Raw genomic sequence first — 19,985 nt, 5'->3', positions numbered from 1 at the left:
CGATTGAATCCATCATGGATGGTCGATCCATGAACACCACCGTGGAAGTACCCCGCGGCCTCGCGGGAGTCGTGGTCACCGAAACCGAGCTGGGCGACGTCCGGGGCGGGGAGGGCTTCTACCACTACCGCCAGTACTCGGCCGTCGAGCTCGCCGCCGACCGCAGCTTCGAGGACGTGTGGCACCTGATGTTCCGCGGCACGCTCCCCGCGGACCTGGCCGAGCGCGCCGCCTTCGAGGCCGAGATCGCCCCCCTGCGCCGACTGCCCGAGGAGGTACGGGACGCCCTGCCGGCCCTGGCCAGCGCCACCCGGCTCTCCGGCCCCCTCGCCGGGCTGCGCACCGCCCTCTCGCTGCTCGGCGCCTCCTCCGGCTTCCGCCCGGTCTACGACCTCGACCCCGGCCACCGGTCCGCGGACGCGCTGGCCGCCTGCGCCGCCGTACCGACCCTGCTGACCGCCCTGCACCGGCTGGGCCAGGGCCTGGAGCCGGTGGAGCCGCGCGAGGACCTCCCGTACGCGGCCAACTACCTCTACATGCTGACCGGCCGGGAACCCGACCCGGTCGGGGCCCGAGCGGTCGAGCGGTACCTGATGTCCACCGTCGACCACGGCTTCAACGCCTCGACGTTCACCGCCCGGGTGATCGCCTCCACCGGAGCCGACGTCGCGGCCTGCCTGACCGGGGCGATCGGCGCGCTCTCCGGCCCCCTGCACGGCGGCGCCCCCAGCCGGGCCCTGGACACCCTCGACGCCATCGGCACCGTGGAACGGATCGGGCCGTGGATCCGCGAGCGCGTCCTGGCGGGTGACCGGATCATGGGCTTCGGGCACCCCGTCTACCGCACCGAGGACCCCCGTTCGCGCATGCTGCGCGAGATCGCCCTCCAGTTCGGCGGCCCCCTCGTGGACTTCGCCGTCGAGGTCGAGCGCCAGGTCGAGGAGATCCTCGCCGAACTGAAGCCGGGCCGGGAACTGCACACCAACGTGGAGTTCTACGCGGGCGTGGTCATGGAGCTGTGCGGCCTCCCGCGAGAGATGTTCACACCGACCTTCTGCGCGGCCCGGGTGGTCGGCTGGAGCGCGAACATCCTGGAACAGGCCGCCGACTCGAAGATCATCCGCCCGGCCGCCCGGTACACCGGTCCCACCCCGCCCCACCCGGTGCCGCCACTGGGCTGACGGAGCCTGGCTACGATCGACCGGGTGAACAGCAGGCAGCCCATCCCCGTCGTCGTCCTCGCCGGTTTCCTCGGATCCGGCAAGACCACCGTGCTGAACCACCTCCTCGCCAGTCGCGGGGGCACCCGCATCGGCGTCGTCGTCAACGACTTCGGATCGATCGAGATCGACGCGATGGCGGTGGCCGGCCAGGTCGGGGACTCCATGGTCTCCCTCGGCGGCGGCTGCCTCTGCTGCGCCGTCGACGGCAGCGAACTCGACGCGTACCTGGAGAAGCTCTCCGCCCCCGTCCACCGGATCGACGTGATCGTCATCGAGGCGAGCGGGCTGGCCGAGCCCCAGGAGATGATCCGGATGCTCATGGCCAGCGAGAATCCCGCCATCCGCTACGGCGGGATGGTGGAGGTCGTGGACGCCGCCGAGTTCGACGCCACCCGTGGCAGACACCCGGAGACCGACCGCCACCTCGCCGTCGCGGACCTGGTAGTACTCAACAAGACCGACCGGGTGGACGCGGCCGAGCGGGCCCGGATCGAGCGGGAGCTCGCCGTGCTCTGCGCCCCGGGCACCCCGGTCGTGGGCGCCGACCACGGGCGGATCGACCCGGAACTGCTCTTCGACCGCAGGCCCTGGACCGAGACCCGGGGACAGCTCTCCTTCGAGGACCTGCTCGCCGAGGCAGGCGGCCACGGCGAGGGCGGCGACGGCCACGACCGCTGCGGTCACGCGCACGCCGCGTACGAGAGCACGGAGTTCACCTCCGAACAGGCCCTGTCCCCGCGCCGGTTCATCGACTTCCTCGACCGGCGGCCCGCCGGGCTCTACCGGATCAAGGGCTTCGTCCACTTCGGCGTACCCGGGCACGGGGAGTGCTACGAGGTCCACGCGGTGGGCCGCTTCCTCCGCTTCGCCCCGCGGCCCTGGGGGCGGGGCGAAGCCCGCGTGAGCCGGCTCGTCCTGATCGGCTCCGGCACCGACGGGCCGGGTCTGCTGCGCGAGCTGGAGGCCTGCCGGGAACCGGCCCCGCACGAGGCACGCCCCGAGAGCATGTGGGGCGTCCTGCGGTACGTGGCCCGGCACGAGCCCGAGCCCGAGGCCGGGGTCGGGTTCGAGTCCGGGACCGGCACGGACGAGGACTGAGGGCGCGGGCCCCCGGCACCACGCCGCCGGGTCACCGCCTAGGCGACCTCGACCCCGAACTCGCCCAGCAGAGCCTCCAGGCCGCCGCGGTAGCCCTTGCCGCCGATCACGAAGTCCCAGTCGCCGTTGGAGCGGTGCCGGAACGAGCCGAGGACCAGAGCGGTCTCGCCGGCGCGCCCGTCGGAGACGTCCAGCCGGCCCAGTTCCTCGCCCCCGGCGGACAGCAGCCGGATATGGGCGTCCGTGAACCCGGCGAGGTCGGCGTGGGGATCGACCTCCGGGTCGATCGCGGCCACGAGGACCAGCCGGTCGGCCTGCGACGGCAGGGCGTCGAAGGAGACCTCCAGCGCCGCCTTGTCGGGCGCCGCGTGCGCGCGGGCCCTCACCGAACCGTCCGGGGTCCGCGGGTTGTTGAAGAAGACGAAGTGCTCCTCGCTGAGCACCCGGTTCCCCGTGCACACGAGCGCGCACACGTCGAGGGCGACCGCACCCGACCACGACATGCCGAGCACGTTGTGGTCGGCCGGGGGAGCCGGATCGGCGGCGGCGGGCCGCCGGGCGGGGGCCGTGCCGCCGCCGAGCCGGCCGCGCAGCCCGTACTGGTGGAGCAGCTCGACCAGGTCCGCCCCGGGAACCAACTCCAGCGGCTTGCCGTTGGCAAAGGTGTACGACCCGGGCCCGAAGGTCGCGGTGGTGACCAGCACCCCCTTGTTCGCCCCCTTGTCCTGGACCGTGCCGTACAGATCGCGCACGGCCGTCGGCGGCACCGTGTTGCGGTAGCGCTTGACCTGTACCACGATCCGCCCGCCCCGGATCGGCGCCGGGTCCACCGCCTCCACGTCCACCCCGCCGTCACCCGACCGCTGCGTGGTCACCGCCTCCATGCCCATCGCCCGGAACAGCTCGGCGACCAGGTTCTCGAAGGCGATCGGGTCCATCGCGAAGAGGTCCGGCTCGTCCTCGTCCGCGTCGCCCGCGGGCCCGCCGTGGCTGACGACGCCTCCGCCGACCTCGTCGGGACGGCGCCCGGGACGTACCGCCGTCAGCTGGTCGGGCCGCGCCGACAGCAGCCCGCCCAGCCCCGAGACCAGACAGTCCACCGCGCTGACCTGCTCCAGCCGCAGTCCGGCGAAGGCGCCGCGCTCCGCCGGCACCGTGGCGAGCACGAACCGCGCCTCCTGGCCCGTCACCGGATCGTGGCAGTCCACGAACCCGTTGACCACGACCGAGTCCAGTACGCCGAACTCGTCCGCCGCGTACAGCTCGCGCACCACCAGCAGCACGCACTGGGCCAGCAGGTCCCGGTACAGAGCCCGTCGTTCCGTCACCGGGCGGGGCTTCACCTTGTCCTGGTCCGTGCTCGGCAGGTACTGGACCGCCCGGGCCTGCGGCACCACCGCGTACCCGGGCAGCTCCCAGTCCAGCACGAGCTGGCGCGCGGCCGGGTCGTACGCGGCCGCCACCTGCCTCGGCAGCCCCTCGGGCCAGGCCGTCGAGGCGTACAGGGCCGCCGAGAAGTACTCCACCGCCGCCTCGGCGTCGCCCGCGCGCAGCGAGTCGGCCAGCTCCGTCAGCCCGCTGTTGTGCGCCTGCAACCCGGCGATCTGTTCCGCCGCCCACCGGTCGTACTGCTGCTGGTAGGCGGCCAGTTGCTGCCGGCGCTGCGCCTCGGCGGCGTTCGCGGCCTGCCAGGCCTGGGTGTAGCGGGCGTGCGCCTCCCGCTCCGCCTGCGCGCGGTGGTTCGAGCCGAGGGTCCAGCCGCTGCTCTGCCGCTGGAAGTCCTCGATGCGGGGCATCGGCACCGGGTGCGCCAGGGCTCCGGGATCGAAGGGCTGCAGCCGGTCGGGCCGGGCCAGGGCGGACATCCGGAACGCCGGTGCCCGGCAGCCCGCGGCCAACAGGCCCTTCAGGGATTCGACCTCCGCGTCGAGCTGCGCGGTCCGCCGCAGGGCCTCGGCCTCGCGGTACTGCCGGTGGCTCCGGTTCGCGTCCCGTTCGTGGGCCCGCTGCCGGCGCTCGGCCTCCCGCTGCTGGACCAGCTGCGTCTGCTGCTGCCTGCGCTGCGCCTCCGCCCAGTTCCCGATCAGTCCGCTGCCCGCTCGACGGCTCATCAGCTGCGCTCTCCCCCCACCACGTCCACGGGGAAAACACTAGTCGGCATTCGGGTGGTACGTCCCCCCGGTCGTACCACCCGAATGCCCTCCCGCGACCTACAGCGCGGCTCCCGCCAGCGCTGCGACCGCCGACGGCAGTGCCGCCCCCGAGCCGTCCCGGCGCGGGTCGACGGCCGGCAGCTCGGCCGGAGTGCCGTTCGCCGCCGCCGCGCGGACGGGGGAACCGCCCGCCCAGGCCAGGACCAGTACGTCCTCGCCCTTCAGGAACCGCTGGCAGCGCACGCCACCCGTGGCCCGGCCCTTGCGCGGGTACTGGTCGAAGGGGGTCAGCTTCCCGGACAGCACCGAGCCCTCCAGCGTGCCCTGCGAGCCCGCCACCGTGAAGACCACGGCGTCCCGCGCCGGGTCCACGGCCGAGAAGTGGATCACCTTCGCGTTGCCGGTGAGCTTGATGCCCGCCATACCGCCCGCGGGGCGGCCCTGCGGACGGACCTGGCCCGCCGGGTAGCGCAGCAGCTGGGCGTCGTCGGTGATGAAGACCAGGTCCTCCTCACCCGTGCGCAGCTCGACCGCGCCGACGATCCGGTCGCCCTCCTTGAGGGTGATGACCTCCAGCTCGTCCTTGTTCGCCGGGTAGTCCGGCACGACGCGCTTGACCACGCCCTGCTCGGTGCCCAGCGCGAGGCCCTGCGAGGACTCGTCCAGCGAGGTCAGGCAGATCACCTTCTCGTCCGCCTCCAGCCCGGAGAGGAACTCCGAGACCGGGGCGCCGCCGGCCAGGTTCGGCGCGGCGTGCGTGTCCGGCAGCTGGGGCAGATCGATCACCGACAGCCGCAGCAGCCGCCCGTACGAGGTGACCGCGCCGACATCGGCCCGGGCGGTCGCCGCGACCTGCGAGACGATCAGGTCGTGCTTCGCGCGGGCGCCGCCCTCCTCCTCCGGCAGCGCCTCGCCGTTCGCCGTACGGGCCAGCAGGCCCGTCGAGGACAGCAGCACCCGGCAGGGGTCGTCCGCGACCTCCAGCGGAACCGCCGCGACCGCGGTGCCCGCGGACTCCAGCAGCACCGTACGGCGCTCGGTGCCGAACTTCTTCGCGACCGCCGCCAGTTCCGCGGAGACCAGCTTGCGCAGCTCGATGTCCGACTCCAGGATCCCGGTCAGCTCGTCGATCTCGCCGGTCAGCCGGTCGCGCTCGGACTCGAGCTCGATCCGGTCGAACCGGGTGAGGCGGCGCAGCGGGGTGTCCAGGATGTACTGGGTCTGGATCTCGCTCAGCGAGAACCGCTCCATCAGCCGGGTCTTGGCCTGCGCGGAGTTGTCGCTGTCCCGGATGAGCCGGATGACCTCGTCGATGTCGAGGAGCGCCACCAGTAGGCCCTCGACCAGGTGCAGCCGGTCGCGGCGCTTGGTGCGGCGGAACTCGCTGCGCCGCCGCACGACCTCGAAGCGGTGGTCGAGATAGACCTCGAGCAGCTCCTTGAGGCCCAGCGTCAGCGGCTGCCCGTCCACCAGGGCCACGTTGTTGATGCCGAAGGACTCCTCCATCGGCGTCAGCTTGTAGAGCTGCTCCAGGACGGCCTCCGGGTGGAAGCCGTTCTTGATCTCGATGACCAGGCGCAGGCCGTGCGAGCGGTCGGTGAGGTCCTTCACGTCGGCGATGCCCTGGAGCTTCTTCGAGCCGACCAGGTCCTTGATCTTCGCGATCACCTTCTCGGGGCCGACCGTGAAGGGCAGTTCGGTGACGACCAGGCCCTTGCGGCGCGCCGTCACGTCCTCCACGGCCACCGTCGCGCGGATCTTGAACGTGCCGCGGCCGTTCTCGTAGGCGTCCTTGATGCCCGAGAGTCCGACGATCCGGCCGCCCGTGGGCAGGTCGGGACCCGGCACGAAGCGCATCAGCGCCTCCAGGTCCGCCTGCGGGTGCCGGATGAGGTGGCGGGCGGCCGCGATGACCTCGCCGAGGTTGTGCGGCGGCATGTTGGTCGCCATGCCGACCGCGATCCCGGACGCGCCGTTGACCAGCAGGTTCGGGTACGCGGCGGGCAGGGCCACCGGTTCCCGCTCCTGGCCGTCGTAGTTCGCGGTGAAGTCGACCGTGTCCTCGTCGATCGACTCCGTCATCAGCGAGGTGGCGTCGGCCATCTTGCACTCGGTGTAACGCATCGCGGCCGGCGGGTCGTCGTTGCCGAGCGAGCCGAAGTTGCCGTGGCCGTCGACCAGCGGCAGCCGCATCGAGAAGGGCTGGGCCATGCGCACGAGGGCGTCGTAGATCGACGCGTCACCGTGCGGGTGCAGCTTGCCCATGACCTCGCCGACGACACGGGCGCACTTCACGTAGCCGCGGTCGGGGCGCAGGCCCATCTCGTTCATCTGGTACACGATGCGCCGGTGCACCGGCTTCATGCCGTCCCGGGCGTCGGGCAGGGCACGGGAGTAGATCACCGAGTACGCGTACTCGAGGAAGGAGCCCTGCATTTCGTCGACGACGTCGATGTCGAGGATCTTCTCCTCGAAATCCTCCGGCGGCGGGGTCTTCGTGCTGCGGCGGGCCATCGCTGCGCGGCTCCTTAACCAAAATGGGGTGTGCTGGGTGTCTGGCGGGCTGTCTGGCTGGGTCTGGCTGGTCTGGCCGGGGTCCGGCGCTCTTGTCGTGTCCGGCGAGGGTACGACGCGGACCATTGTGGCCCGACGCACCGACAACGCCGACTCCGACCCCGGGGGTCCCCTGGACGGAGTGCGGGGAGTGACCCGGGAACTTATCCGGCGGTCGGCGCGCTTGCATACAGTGGCAGGTCGATAAGAAATCTCTGCATCGCGATCGAAGGGACCACATGCCCATGGGTCACACGGCCACAGCCCAGGCCGGCTCCGGCGGCCTGACAGCGACCGAGCACCGGCTGGCCAACGGCCTGCGCGTGGTGCTCTCCGAGGACCACCTGACCCCGGTCGCCGCGGTCTGCCTCTGGTACGACGTCGGCTCGCGCCACGAAGTCAAGGGACGCACCGGCCTGGCTCACCTCTTCGAGCACCTGATGTTCCAGGGGTCGGCGAGCGTACCCGGCAACGGACACTTCGAACTGGTCCAGGGCGCCGGCGGTTCCCTCAACGGCACCACCAGCTTCGAGCGCACCAACTACTTCGAGACCATGCCGACGCACCAGCTGGAGCTCGCGCTCTGGCTGGAAGCGGACCGGATGGGGTCACTGCTGGCCGCCCTGGACGACGAGTCCATGGAGAACCAGCGCGACGTCGTCAAGAACGAGCGCCGCCAGCGCTACGACAACGTCCCCTACGGCACGGCCTTCGAGCGGCTCACCGCCCTGGCCTACCCCGAGGGCCACCCGTACCACCACACCCCGATCGGCTCCATGGCCGACCTGGACGCCGCCTCCCTGGAGGACGCGCGCGCCTTCTTCCGCACGTACTACGCGCCCAACAACGCGGTGCTGTCGGTCGTCGGGGACATCGACCCCGAGAAGACGCTCGCCTGGGTCGAGAAGTACTTCGGCAGCATCCCCGCGCACGACGGCAAGCAGCCGCCCCGCGACGGCTCGCTGCCCGACGTCATCGGGGAGCAGCTGCGCGAGGAGATCGTCGAGGAGGTCCCGGCGCGTGCGCTGATGGCCGCCTACCGGCTGCCGCACGACGGCACCCGCGAGTGCGACGCCGCCGACGTGGCGCTCACCATCCTGGGCGGCGGCGAGTCCTCGCTGCTGCACAACCGCCTGGTCCGCCGCGACCAGACGGCCGTAGCGGCCGGCTTCGGCATGCTGCGCCTGGCCGGGGCGCCCTCTCTGGGCTGGCTGGACGTCAAGACCTCCAGCGGGGTCGAGATCCCCGCCATCGAGGCGGCCGTGGACGAGGAGCTCGCGCGGTTCGCCGCCGAGGGCCCGACGGCCGAGGAGATGGAGCGCGCCCAGGCCCAGCTGGAGCGCGAGTGGCTGGACCGGCTGAGCACGGTGGCCGGGCGCGCCGACGAACTGTGCCGCTTCGCGGTGCTGTTCGGCGACCCGCAGCTGGCGCTGACCGCCGTCCAGCGCGTCCTCGACGTCACCGCCGAGGAGGTGCAGGCCGTGGCCGCGGCCAGGCTGCGCCCGGACAACCGCGCGGTGCTCGTCTACGAGCCGCTCGCGGCCGACGGGTCCGACCAGCACGAAGAGTCCGACGACTCCGACGAGAACGAGGGGGCGGAGCAGTGAGCGACACGGCAGCCGTCACGATGACCTTCCACCCGCAGCCGCAGGCCGGCGAGCCGCAGCCGTGGGCCTTCCCGGCCCCCGAGCGCGGACAGCTGTCCAACGGGCTGACCCTGCTGCGCTGCCACCGGCCGGGCCAGCAGGTCGTCGCGGTCGAGGTCAACCTCGCCGCCCCGCTCGACGCCGAGCCCGAGGGCCTGGACGGCGTGGCGACCATCATGGCGCGGGCGTTCTCCGAGGGCACCGACAAGCACTCCGCCGAGGAGTTCGCGGCCGAGCTGGAGCGCTGCGGCGCCACCCTGGACGCCCACGCCGACCACCCGGGCCTGCGGGTCTCGCTGGAGGTCCCGGCCTCCCGGCTGCCCAAGGCGCTGGGTCTGCTCGCCGAGGCGCTGCGCGCCCCGGCCTTCGCCGACGCCGAGGTCGACCGCCTGGTGCGCAACCGGCTCGACGAGATCCCGCACGAGCTGGCCAACCCGCAGCGCCGCGCCGCCAAGCAGCTCTCCAAGGAGCTCTTCCCGGCCACCCTGCGGATGTCCCGGCCGCGCCAGGGCACCGAGGAGACGGTCGCCCGGATCGACTCGGCCGCCGTACGCGCCTTCTACGAGGCCCACGTACGCCCCGCCACCGCCACCGCGGTGGTCGTCGGCGACCTGACCGGCATCGACCTGGACGCCGTGCTCGCGGACACCCTGGGCACCTGGACGGGCAACACCGCCGCGGCCCTGCCGGTCCCGCCGGTGACCGCGGACGACACCGGCCGCGTGGTCATCGTGGACCGGCCCGGCGCGGTCCAGACGCAGCTGCTGATCGGCCGGATCGGGGCGGACCGCCACGACCGGGTGTGGGCGGCCCAGGTGCTGGGCACGTACTGCCTGGGCGGCACCCTCACCTCACGCCTGGACAAGGTGCTGCGCGAGGAGAAGGGGTACACCTACGGCGTACGCGCCTTCGGCCAGGTGCTGCGCTCCACCGCGGACGGCAAGGGTGCCTCGATGCTCGCCATCAGCGGCTCGGTGGACACCCCGAACACCGGGCCGGCGCTGGAGGACCTCTGGAAGGTGCTGCGCACCCTCGCGGAGGGCGGTCTGACCGACGCCGAACGCGATGTGGCCGTGCAGAACCTGGTGGGCGTGGCCCCGCTGAAGTTCGAGACGGCGGCCTCGGTCGCGGGCACCCTCGCCGACCAGGTCGAGCAGGAGCTGCCGGACGACTACCAGGCGCAGTTGTACGCCCAGCTCGCCGCGACGGGGACGGTGGAGGCGACCACGGCGGTCGTCCAGGCCTTCCCCGCGGACCGGCTGGTCACCGTCCTGGTGGGCGACGCGGCGGTCATCGAGGAGCCCGTGCGGGCCCTCGGGATCGGAGAGGTGACGGTCGTCTCCAACTGACCGTCGGACGACGGCCGATTGAGGGCCGGCTGAAGGTTTCAGCAAGGGGTTCTGGTGACTTGGTCACCAGAACCCCTTTTGTCTGTTTAGTGGTGAGGTTGCTTGTATGCGGTGTGGCGTACGCAACAAAAAGCCGCGTCTGTTTGGCGATTGACTGATGATCCGCCTAGCGTCGGCCGTGCTGTCCGTCAGTTGTGCCCGCCGCACCCGCGGCACCGGGCAGCGATCGCCGAGTCCCCGTCAGGCGCGAGCCTGGGGAGCCGGGGACCCACATGAGTCCCTGGGGTGAATCGGACCCCCTCGCAAGAGGAGGCCCGTAGGAGACCTTCCTGCTCCGAACCCGTCAGCTAACCCGGTAGGCGAGAAGGAAGGAAAGGATCAAACCCTTCATGGCGTTTGGCAGTCGTCCCGCTGGTTCCGGTAAGCACCGTGGTTCCAGCCGCCTGAGCAAGAAGACCGCCGGTTACGCCGGTATCGCCGCGATCGCCACCACGGGCGTCGTCGGCTCCCTCGCCGCCCCGGCCTTCGCCGCGGACAACCACAGCAGCACCATCGGCCAGGACAACGGCCTGGGCGCCGTGGTCGTCGCCGAGGACCTCGCGGGTGACATCGCCGACCAGGCCGAGTCCCAGCACCGCGTCGCCGAGCAGGACGCCGCCAAGGCGCAGGCCGAGGCCGACGCGAAGCAGCGGGCCGCCGAGGCCAAGCGCGTCGCCGAGGCCAAGGCGAAGGTCGAGCGCGAGGCCGCCGAGCGCGCCGCCCGCGAGGAGGAGCGCAAGCGCCTCAACACCTTCGTCGCCCCGGTGGACGGCTCGTACGTCAGCACGCAGTACCACGCGGGCGGCGGCATGTGGTCCTCCGGCAGCCACACGGGCATCGACTTCCACGCCGCCTCCGGCACGTCGGTCCACGCGGTGGGTCTCGGCACCGTCGTCGAGGCCGGCTGGGGCGGGGCGTACGGCAACAACGTCGTCATCAAGCACAACGACGGTACGTACACCCAGTACGGGCACATGACCTCGCTGAACGTCTCCGTCGGCCAGCAGGTCACCCCCGGCCAGCAGATCGGCCTGTCGGGCTCCACCGGCAACTCCAGCGGCCCGCACCTCCACTTCGAGGCCCGCACGGGCTCGCAGTACGGTTCGGACATCGACCCGATCGCGTACCTGCGCTCGCACGGCGTCAGCGTCTGACCCCGGCGCGCACCGCCTCACCGCTTCATCGAAGACCCCGGCTCCCCGAGCCGGGGTCTTCGTATGTTGCGTCTTTGTGCAAATGTTTCGGATTTCCGGCCGCTCTCGGAAATTATTCTGTGTTGCAATAGAGTCGCAGCGCGCGCATGTGCGTGCAATGAGGCTGGCAGTCGGAAATAGGCGGAGGTTCGGTCTTGCGTATTCCTGCGCACGCGGTATGCACAGCAATCCGCGACGACATCGTCTCCGGGGTGTTCGAGCCGGGCGGAAGGCTGACCGAGGAGGTGCTGGCCCGCCGGTACGGGGTCTCGCGCGTCCCGGTCCGCGAGGCCCTGCGGACCCTGGAGTCCGAGGGGTTCGTGACCACACGGCGCCACGCGGGGGCCTGCGTGGCCGAGCCGACCGAGCAGGAGGCCGCGGACCTGCTGGAGCTGCGGATGCTCCTGGAGCCGCTGGCTGCCGCGAGAGCCGCCCGGCGGCGCACCGACGCGCACCTCAAGGTGCTGCGCGGGCTGGTCAGGCTGGGTCAGGAGCGGGCCAGGCGGGGGCAGGGAGAGGACCTGCGGTCCCTGGGCGGCTGGTTCCACGAGACGCTCGCGCAGTCCTCCGGCAGCCCCGGCCTGATCGCGCTGCTCACGCAGCTGCGGCACAAGATCGCGTGGATGTACGTGGTGGAAGCGCCGGTCCGGCCCGCGGAGTCCTGGGCGGAGCACGGGGCGATCGTGGACGGGGTGGCGCGCGGCGACGCCGAGCGGGCGCGGGCGCTGACCGCGCTCCACACCGACCGGGCGGTGGGCGCGCACCGGCTGCGGCTCCGCCCGGCGGTGAGCACTTCGCAACCTGCCGTAAACATGCCGAGCGGCCGGCATTAACAGGAGCCGTATACAAAGGGTGGGACCGCCGGAATTCCCTGTGCGCGGCCGGTCGGTTTCTGCGGCGGGCCCATTATCCGTACGGAATTCCAGCCCGGCTGAATTCGGCATGCGCGGAATCCGGGTGGCACCCCTTTGAGGCCGGCGGTATTTCCCCGGTTCCCGGTTCCCGTTTCCCGCGGGGGCGTCCGTCAGGGCCCGGGGCGGCGGCCGGCCCGTGGAACGGCGAAGCCGCGGCCCCCGGTCCGGGGGCCGCGGCTTCGCGCGGGGGGTCGAACGGTCGAACCCGAAGGGTCAGACGGTCTCGGGGAGCTCCTCGAGACCCTCGGCGACCAGCTTCGCGAGACGGTCGAGCGCGGCGTCCGCGCCCTCGGCCTCGGAGGCGAGGACGATCTCCTCGCCGCCCTGGGCGCCCAGGCCCAGAACCGCCAGCATGGAGGCGGCGTTGACGGGGTCGCCGCCGGACTTCGCGATGGTCACCGGGACGCCGGAGGCGGTCGTCGCACGGACGAAGATCGAGGCGGGACGAGCGTGCAGGCCCTCGGCCCACCCGACGTTGACGCGGCGCTCTGCCATGGTGATGCCCTTCAGGTTCTTACGGTTGTCTAGACCAGTCTCTCACGACGCCCGGAATGCTCGGACCTACCTCCGGCCTGAATTTTCCGCCGTTCGACCTTCCCCAGCTTGCACTGATTTGCCCCGTATCGCCTTATGCGCCGCGCGAGCGCTTCAGGGCCCGATCCGGCCGTAAGGTAGGCCCATGACCATCGAGTCGGACCCCTCGTACCCGGCCCACTGGGAAGCCGACGTCGTCCTCCGCGACGGCGGCACCGCCCGGATCAGGCCCATCACCACCGAGGACGCGGGCCGGCTCGTCAGCTTCTACGAGCAGGTCTCGGACGAGTCGAAGTACTACCGGTTCTTCGCCCCCTACCCCCGGCTCTCCGACCGCGACGTCCACCGCTTCACGCACCACGACTACGTGGACCGGGTCGGCCTCGCCGCGACCATCGGCGGGGAGTTCATCGGCACCGTCCGCTACGACCGCATCGACGCCGACGGCCGGCCCGCCTCCGGGCCCGCCGACGAGGCCGAGGTCGCCTTCCTCGTCCAGGACGCCCACCAGGGCCGCGGGGTCGCCTCCGCCCTCCTCGAACACATCGGCGCGGTGGCCCGGGAGCGCGGCATCCGGCGGTTCGCCGCCGAGGTGCTGCCCGCGAACACCAAGATGATCAAAGTCTTCACGGACGCCGGCTACCAGCAGAAGCGCAGCTTCGAGGACGGCTCCGTCCATCTCACCCTCGACCTCGAACCCACCGCCGAGTCCCTCGCCGTGCAGCGCGCCCGCGAACAGCGCGCCGAGGCCCGCTCGGTGCAGCGGCTGCTGGCGCCCGGCTCGGTCGCCGTCGTCGGGGTCAGCCGCTCCGGCGCCGGTGTGGGGGCGGCCGCCCTGCGCAACCTGCGCGACAGCGGCTTCCACGGCCACCTCTACGCCGTCAACGAGGCCGTCACCCGCGACCTGCTCGACGGCGTGCGCGCGTACCGCGCCATCGGCGCCATCGGCGCCCCGGTCGACCTCGCCGTGATCGCGGTCCCGGCCGACCGCGTCCCCGACGCCGTGGCCGCCTGCGGCGAGCACGGGGTGCAGGGGCTCGTCGTCCTGTCCGCCGGATACGGGGAGAGCGGCCCGGCCGGACTCGCCCGCCAGCGTGAACTGGTGCGGCAGGTGCGCTCGTACGGGATGCGGCTGATCGGTCCGAACGCCTACGGGGTGATCAACACCGCGCCGGAGGTGGAGCTCAACGCCTCCCTGACCCCCGCCCCCATGCCCACGCGCGGCCGGATCGGCCTGTTCACCCAGTCCGGGGCGATCGGCATCGCCCTGCTCTCCGCGCTGGTCCGGCGCGGCGAGGGCCTCTCCTCCTTCGTCTCCGCGGGGAACCGCGCCGACGTGTCCGGCAACGACATCCTCCAGTACTGGTACGACGACGAGGCGACCGACGTCGCCCTGCTCTACCTCGAAACCCTCGGCAACCCCAGGAAGTTCACCCGCCTCGCCCGCCGGACGGCGGCCGTCAAACCGGTGGTCGTCGCCAAGGGCGGCCGGCACAGCCCGGCCGGACACGTCGTCCCCGACACCCGGCTGTCGGAGGCCACCGTCTCCGCCCTGCTGCGCCAGGCCGGAGTGATCCGCGTCGACACGGTCACCGAGCTGGTGGACGTCGGCCTCCTGCTGGCGACGCAGCCGCTGCCCGCCGGGCCCCGGATCGCGATCCTCGGCAACTCCGAATCCCTCGGGATCCTCACCTACGACGCCTGCCTCGCCCAGGGCCTGCGACCGCTGCCGCCGCTGGATCTGACGACGGCGGCCGCGCCCGCGGACTTCCGCACCGCCCTGACCGATGCGCTCCGCTCCGAGGACAGCGACGCGGTGGTGGTCACGGCTATCCCGTGGGTGAGCGAGGACGCTCCGGCGGACGACCTGGCCGGAGCCCTGCGCGACGCGGTGGCCGAGTACCCGGGCAAGCCCGTCGCCGTGGTGCACGTCGAGCTGGGCGAGCTGGTCGAGGCCCTGTCCGCCGTGCGCGGCCCGCGCCCGGCCCCCAGCCGGACCACCGAGCCCGCCCCCGCTCCGACGCCCGCGCGGCTGTACACCGCCGCGGGGGACAGCATCCCCAGCTACCCCGCCGCCGAGCGGGCGGTCAAGGCCGTCGCCGAAGCCGTCCGGTACGGGCAGTGGCGCCGGGCCACCGCCGAGGCCGGGCAGGTCCCCGAGTACGAGGACATCGACGAGGCCGGGGCCGCCGACCGGCTGGCCGGGCTGCTGGCCGACGTCGACGCCGGGGCCGTGCTGACCCTGACCGACTGGGACGCCCGCGAACTGCTCGCGCGGTACGGGATCCGCGTCCTGCCCACCCTGCCCGCGCCGAGCGCCGACGCCGCTGTCCGCGCCGCCGCCGTCCTGGGCTACCCGGTGGCGCTCAAGACCACCGCACCGCACCTGCGCCACCGCGCTGACCTGGGCGGCGTACGCCTCGACCTCACGAACGAGGCCGAGCTGAGGCGCTCGTACGAGGAGCTCACCGACGCGCTGGGCAAACCGGCCGAGCTCCAGCCGGTGGTGCAGGCGATGGTCCCGCGCGGGGTCGACACCGTCGTCCGCTCCGTCATCGACCCCGCGGCGGGCGCCGTCCTCTCCTTCGGGCTCGCCGGCGTCGCCTCCGAGCTGCTCGGCGACACCGCGCACCGGCTCGTCCCGGCCACCGACCGTGACGCCGCCGGACTGATCCGGTCCATCCGGACCGCGCCCCTGCTGTTCGGCTGGCGCGGCAGCGACCCCGTGGACACCCCCGCCCTGGAGGAGCTGCTCCTGCGGCTGTCCCGCCTCGTCGACGACCACCCGGAGGTGATCGGCGTCTCACTGGAGCCCGTCGTGGTGGCCGCCGAGGGAGTCTCCGTGCTCAGCGCCACCGTCCGCGTGGCCCACCCGCCGGCCCGCGGTGATCTCGGCCCGCGGACCCTCCCCAGTTACTGACCGGGTACGGCGCGGCCTGAGGGCCCCGTACGGGCCTTAGGATGGACCTCATGGCGAAATCCGGTACGACGACCCAGGGGCTGCGCACGGCGATCGAGCGCAGCGGCTACTACCCGGCCCTCGTGGCCGAGGCGGTGGAGGCCGCGGTGGGCGGCGAGCCGATTTCGTCGTACCTGGTCCACCAGGAGACGACCTTCGACTCCAACGAGGTGCGCCGCCACGTCACCGTGCTGGTCCTGACCGGCAACCGCTTCATCGTCAGCCACACCGACGAGCAGGCCGCCGACGCCGGGTCCCCCTCCCCGTACGCGACCACCTCCACCGAGTCGGTCAAGCTGTCCAGCATCTCCTCCGTGGTGCTCAGCCGCGTCGTCGCCAACCCGGAGTCCTACACCCCCGGCACCCTGCCCCGTGAGGTCGTCCTGACCATCGGCTGGGGCGCGGTATCCCGGATCGACCTGGAGCCGGCCGCCTGCGGCGACCCGAACTGCGACTCGGACCACGGCTACACCGGCAACTCCACCGCCGACGACCTCAGCCTGCGGGTGAGCGAGGCCGGCGACGGCCCGGAGGCCGTGCGCCAGACCCTGGTCTTCGCGCAGGCGCTCTCCGAGGCCACGGCGGCCACGTCCTCTCCCTCCGCCCGCTGATGGCGTATTCCGCGGCACAGGAGTGGCCCGAGCCGGAACTGCTGGACCTGGTCGGCGCCCCCGTCCCGGAGTACGGCGCAGGGTCGCTCGCCGACCTGCTGCCCACGCTCGTGGCGGGCCAGGGCGTCCCGGGCTTCACCGCCACCATCGCCGAGCTGACCCCGGCCGACCGGAACTGCGTGTTCCTGGTCGACGGCATGGGCTGGGAGCAGATCAAGGCCCACCGGGACGAGGCCCCGTACCTCACCTCCCTGCTCGGCAGCTCGCGCGGCGGCACCGGCCGCCCGATCACCGCGGGCTTCCCGGCGACCACCGCCACCTCGCTCGCCTCCGTGGGCACCGGCCTGCCGCCGGCCCGGCACGGCCTGCCCGGCTACGCCGTCCGCAATCCGGCCACCGGCGAACTGATGAACCAGCTCCGCTGGCATCCGTGGACCGCACCGAAGCCGTGGCAGCCGTACCCGACCGTCTTCCAGCAGGCCGACAAGGCCGGGGTGGCGACCGCCCAGGTGTCCTCGCCCGCCTTCCAGACCACCCCGCTCACCAAGATCGCGCTGAGCGGCGGCACCTTCCTCGGCCGGATGACCGGCGAGGAGCGGATGGACCTGGCGGCCGAGCGCCTCGCGGCCGGAGACCGCTCGCTCGTCTACACGTACTACAGCGAGCTCGACGGGGCCGGCCACCGCCACGGTGTGGACTCCGACGCGTGGCGCGGCCAGCTGATGTACGTGGACCGGCTCGTCCAGAGGCTCGCCGAGCAGCTGCCGCCGCGCACCGCCCTGTACGTGACCGCGGACCACGGCATGGTCGACGTCCCCTTCGACGAGGATTCCCGGATCGACTTCGACGAGGACTGGGAGCTGAGCGCCGGCGTCGCCCTGCTGGGCGGCGAGGGCCGGGCCCGGCACGTGTACGCGGTGCCCGGCGCCGAGGCCGACGTACTGACCGTGTGGCGCGAGGTGCTCGGCGACCGGTTCTGGGTCGCGAGCCGCGAAGAGGCCCTGGAACTGGGCTGGTTCGGCACGCCGGGGGAGTGCGACGAGCGCGTGCTCGGGCGTATCGGCGACGTGGTGGCGGCCGCTCAGGCCGACGTCGCGATCACCGCCTCGCGCAACGAGCCGAACGAGTCCGCCCTCGCCGGGATGCACGGCTCCATGACCGCGGCCGAGCAGCTCGTCCCGCTGCTCGAGATCCGCACCTGACGCTCACCCACCGCCCACCACCTGCCCACGACCCGAAAGGTCCCGTACTTCCCATGCCCGAGCTGGTGTTCTTCTCCGGAACGATGGACTGCGGAAAGAGCACGCTGGCGCTCCAGATCGCGCACAACCGTGACGCGCGTGGACTCCAGGGCGTGATCTTCACCCGTGACGACCGGGCGGGCGAGGGCAAGCTGTCCTCGCGGCTGGGTCTGGTGACGGAGGCGGTCGAGGCGCCGGAGGGCATGGACCTGTACGCGTACCTGGTCGCGCAGATCTCCCAGGGCGGCAAGGCCGACTACGTGATCGTGGACGAGGCCCAGTTCCTGGCGCCCGAGCAGATCGACCAGCTCGCCCGCATCGTCGACGACCTCGGCTTGGACGTCTTCGCCTTCGGCATCACGACGGACTTCCGGACGAAGCTGTTCCCGGGCTCGCAGCGGCTGATCGAGCTGGCGGACCGCCTGGAGCAGCTCCAGGTGGAGGCCCTGTGCTGGTGCGGTGCCCGCGCCACGCACAACGCCCGTACGGTGGGCGGGGAGATGGTGGTCGAGGGCGCGCAGGTGGTGGTCGGCGATGTGAACCGCCCGGCGGGGGAGATCGGCTACGAGGTCCTGTGCCGCCGCCACCACCGCCGCCGCATGACCTCGGCCGCGGCCCAGGCCGGCGCCCTCTCCCCGGACGTCCTCCCGGTCAACCACGCCTGAAAGCCTCCCCTCTTGCCCGTCCCATGGTCGTCACCGGGATGGGCCACAAGCCAGGTCCGTGTTATTGCCTTCCCTGCCCGGGCTTTCCGCTTCTCGCGGCTCCGCGGCCGTTCCGACGGATCGTGTAACCGGATCCGCCCTCCTGGAGCTGTAGCTCCAGGAGGGCGGTATGGCGGGATCAGCTGTGTTCCGACAGATAGAGAGCGGTTCTCCGGGACGGGCTTCTGAGCACACTGACGACGAACAGGCCGAAGTCGAAGTCTTCAGGCTCTGCGAAGGGCGTGGGGTCCTCGGAAGGGTCGATCAGGACCGCGGGAGCGGTGTAATCGACGGATGTGCGGCCAATGGCGAGTCGGCAGCGGTCTTCGAGACGTTCGTGTTGTGCCTCTGGACTGCTCCCCAGTTCAATTTCTTGATCGCCGATGCGGAGGCGCAAGTCCTCTTCGTACCGGTAGAACACCGCCAGTACGTCACCCAGCCTGCCGTAGTGCCCACTCGGGGTCGGCTCGCCCTGTGGCGCGGGTTGATGTCTGCCGTGGATGACCAGTGATCCTGTGGCCGGTTCGAATCTGGCCCATTCGCCATAGTGGTCGAACGACTGAACGGTGATCATTCCGTCCTCTTTCCGAGACCGAGATCCTGCCCACCGGTGCGCGTCGCACTCTCGATGATCTGTTCCCAGGTTTTGCCGCGTGCCCTGAGCCAATCGATCATCGGACCAAGCCTGTCACCGTACTTCTGGAGGTTGCGCTCGTATGGACTGCGCGGCCGGGAAGGCCGTCGAGTACGCCGACACCCGGTCAGGATTCGGCACCCCTGCCGCCGCTTGCCCTGACGGGCTGCTCATCTCAGCGCCGGACTTGGCCCACGCTGCGTCGTGGAGGCGCCGGGGGGCATGGACCTGTAGGCGTATCTGGTCGCGCAGATCTCCCAGGGCGGCAAGGCGGACTACGTGATCGTGGACGAGGCCCAGTTCCTGGCGCCCGTCCAGATCGACCAGCTGGCGCGCATCGTGGACGACTTGGACATGGACGTCTTCGCGTTCGGCATCACGAGGGACTTCCGGACGAAGCTGTTCCCGGGCTCGCAGCGGCTGATCGAGCTGGCGGACCGCCTGGAGCAGCTCCAGGTCGAGGCCCTGTGCTGGTGCGGTGCCCGCGCCACGCACAACGCCCGTACGGTGGGCGGGGAGATGGTGGTCGAGGGCGCGTAGGTGGTGGTCGGCGACGTGAACCGCCCGGCGGGGGAGATCGGCTACGAGGTCCTGTGCCGCCGCCACCACCGCCGCCGCATGACCTCGGCCGCGGCCCAGGCCGGCGCCCCGACGGAATGGGTGACACCCGACGGCCGTGTCACCCGGCAGCACCGCACCACCCTCTGGGGCACGGACCTTCCGATGCCGCCCGGCTCGGCAACGATCGACTGCCCGCTCCGCTTCCCCGGCCGTTACCACGCCGAGGCGGTGCCCTGAGCCGGACACGGGTCTCCCGCGGCGTGACATCGATCCGCGGGAGCGGAAACCGGGTGCGGCCGAGCGGACAGGCGGCGGCTGTACGCCCTGGCCCGATCGACGTACCCCACGACGACGGCCGGCCCACGTGACCCGGCCGGCGGGCCGTCGGGTGGGCCGTACACTCGGCCCATGGGTCGCACACGTTCTCCGAGGCAGTGCCTGCAGCAGGCCGCCTTCGGGATGCGCCCGGCCGCCGGGGTCGCGACCGCCGCCGACCCGGCCGGCGAGGCCCTCGCCGCAGCGCCCAAGACGCGCCGTACGGCCCTGCACGGCCACGGCTAGCGCTTCGCGCCT

The 19,985-nt window shown here is 72.1% G+C and carries 15 protein-coding genes, 1 pseudogene and 1 riboswitch; of the genes and pseudogenes, 12 read left to right on the top strand and 4 right to left on the bottom strand.

From position 1 onward, the window contains the following. Positions 1-14: 14 nt before the first annotated feature. Together Sspor_RS13315 and Sspor_RS13310 are read left to right on the top strand one after the other, a co-directional pair. Entirely contained in the window at positions 15-1,181 is a 1,167-nt protein-coding gene (locus Sspor_RS13315; protein ID WP_202199330.1) for a citrate synthase/methylcitrate synthase, read from the top strand. Between the two features lie 24 nt (positions 1,182-1,205). After that, complete coding sequence (locus tag Sspor_RS13310) at positions 1,206-2,321, top strand: CobW family GTP-binding protein (RefSeq protein WP_202199329.1); 1,116 nt, start codon at positions 1,206-1,208, stop codon at positions 2,319-2,321. A 38-nt stretch (positions 2,322-2,359) separates the two neighbouring features. Here Sspor_RS13310 and Sspor_RS13305 read toward each other — a convergent pair whose 3' ends face one another. After that, the gene (locus Sspor_RS13305; RefSeq protein ID WP_202199328.1) at positions 2,360-4,432 is read right to left on the bottom strand and encodes a restriction endonuclease; all 2,073 of its coding nucleotides are present in this window, start codon (positions 4,430-4,432) and stop codon (positions 2,360-2,362) included. 99 nt (positions 4,433-4,531) lie between these two features. Beyond that, a complete protein-coding gene (locus Sspor_RS13300; RefSeq protein WP_202199327.1) occupies positions 4,532-6,988 on the bottom strand; it encodes a DNA gyrase/topoisomerase IV subunit A in 2,457 nt (818 codons plus the stop codon). 284 nt (positions 6,989-7,272) lie between these two features. Between Sspor_RS13300 and Sspor_RS13295 the strand changes: the two genes are divergently transcribed. The 4 genes from Sspor_RS13295 (at position 7,273) to Sspor_RS13280 (ending at position 12,087) form a co-directional block, all read left to right on the top strand. Next, positions 7,273-8,634: a M16 family metallopeptidase gene (locus Sspor_RS13295; protein ID WP_202199326.1), complete on the top strand. Its 1,362-nt coding sequence runs from the start codon at positions 7,273-7,275 to the stop codon at positions 8,632-8,634. Between the two features lie 20 nt (positions 8,635-8,654). Next, positions 8,655-10,022 carry a M16 family metallopeptidase gene (locus tag Sspor_RS13290; protein WP_202203640.1) on the top strand — a complete coding sequence of 456 codons (1,368 nt, stop codon included), beginning with the start codon at positions 8,655-8,657 and terminating at the stop codon, positions 10,020-10,022. Between the two features lie 217 nt (positions 10,023-10,239). Further along, positions 10,240-10,398: riboswitch (cyclic di-AMP (ydaO/yuaA leader) on the top strand. 13 nt (positions 10,399-10,411) lie between these two features. After that, positions 10,412-11,215, top strand: coding sequence for a M23 family metallopeptidase (locus Sspor_RS13285; protein WP_202199325.1), 804 nt, complete (start codon positions 10,412-10,414; stop codon positions 11,213-11,215). A gap of 194 nt (positions 11,216-11,409) precedes the next feature. Further along, complete coding sequence (locus Sspor_RS13280; protein ID WP_202199324.1) at positions 11,410-12,087, top strand: GntR family transcriptional regulator; 678 nt, start codon at positions 11,410-11,412, stop codon at positions 12,085-12,087. A 294-nt stretch (positions 12,088-12,381) separates the two neighbouring features. On the opposite strand, the gene Sspor_RS13275 is transcribed toward Sspor_RS13280, so the two are convergent. Next, a complete protein-coding gene (locus tag Sspor_RS13275) occupies positions 12,382-12,663 on the bottom strand; it encodes an HPr family phosphocarrier protein (RefSeq protein ID WP_030012489.1) in 282 nt (93 codons plus the stop codon). 184 nt (positions 12,664-12,847) lie between these two features. Here Sspor_RS13275 and Sspor_RS13270 point away from each other — a divergent pair, with 184 nt between their 5' ends. From Sspor_RS13270 to Sspor_RS13255, 4 genes are read left to right on the top strand one after another with little or no spacing between them, the layout of a single operon-like run. Next, entirely contained in the window at positions 12,848-15,622 is a 2,775-nt protein-coding gene (locus Sspor_RS13270; RefSeq protein ID WP_202199323.1) for a bifunctional acetate--CoA ligase family protein/GNAT family N-acetyltransferase, read from the top strand. Positions 15,623-15,672: 50 nt separating this feature from the next. Further along, the gene (locus Sspor_RS13265; RefSeq protein WP_069924106.1) at positions 15,673-16,272 is read left to right on the top strand and encodes a DUF5998 family protein; all 600 of its coding nucleotides are present in this window, start codon (positions 15,673-15,675) and stop codon (positions 16,270-16,272) included. Further along, complete coding sequence (locus Sspor_RS13260; RefSeq protein WP_202199322.1) at positions 16,272-17,474, top strand: alkaline phosphatase family protein; 1,203 nt, start codon at positions 16,272-16,274, stop codon at positions 17,472-17,474. Before Sspor_RS13265 ends, Sspor_RS13260 begins: the two co-directional genes overlap by 1 nt. 53 nt (positions 17,475-17,527) lie before the next feature. Next, positions 17,528-18,178: a thymidine kinase gene (locus Sspor_RS13255; protein ID WP_202199321.1), complete on the top strand. Its 651-nt coding sequence runs from the start codon at positions 17,528-17,530 to the stop codon at positions 18,176-18,178. A gap of 178 nt (positions 18,179-18,356) precedes the next feature. Here Sspor_RS13255 and Sspor_RS13250 read toward each other — a convergent pair whose 3' ends face one another. Then, on the bottom strand, positions 18,357-18,791 hold the full coding sequence (locus Sspor_RS13250; RefSeq protein ID WP_202199320.1) for a hypothetical protein: 435 nt from the start codon (positions 18,789-18,791) through the stop codon (positions 18,357-18,359). A gap of 264 nt (positions 18,792-19,055) precedes the next feature. Between Sspor_RS13250 and Sspor_RS13245 the strand changes: the two are divergent. Together Sspor_RS13245 and Sspor_RS13240 are read left to right on the top strand one after the other, a co-directional pair. Then, positions 19,056-19,649 (top strand): annotated as a pseudogene (locus Sspor_RS13245) (thymidine kinase); the annotation flags it as partial. Between the two features lie 171 nt (positions 19,650-19,820). Further along, a complete protein-coding gene (locus Sspor_RS13240) occupies positions 19,821-19,973 on the top strand; it encodes a hypothetical protein (RefSeq protein WP_202199319.1) in 153 nt (50 codons plus the stop codon). Positions 19,974-19,985 lie beyond the last annotated feature (12 nt).

The sequence above is a fragment of the Streptomyces spororaveus genome, assembly GCF_016755875.1.
Lineage (GTDB): Bacteria > Actinomycetota > Actinomycetes > Streptomycetales > Streptomycetaceae > Streptomyces > Streptomyces spororaveus.
Note: the sequence above shows the minus strand (reverse complement) of the source record. Positions and strands in the feature narration are given on the sequence as shown.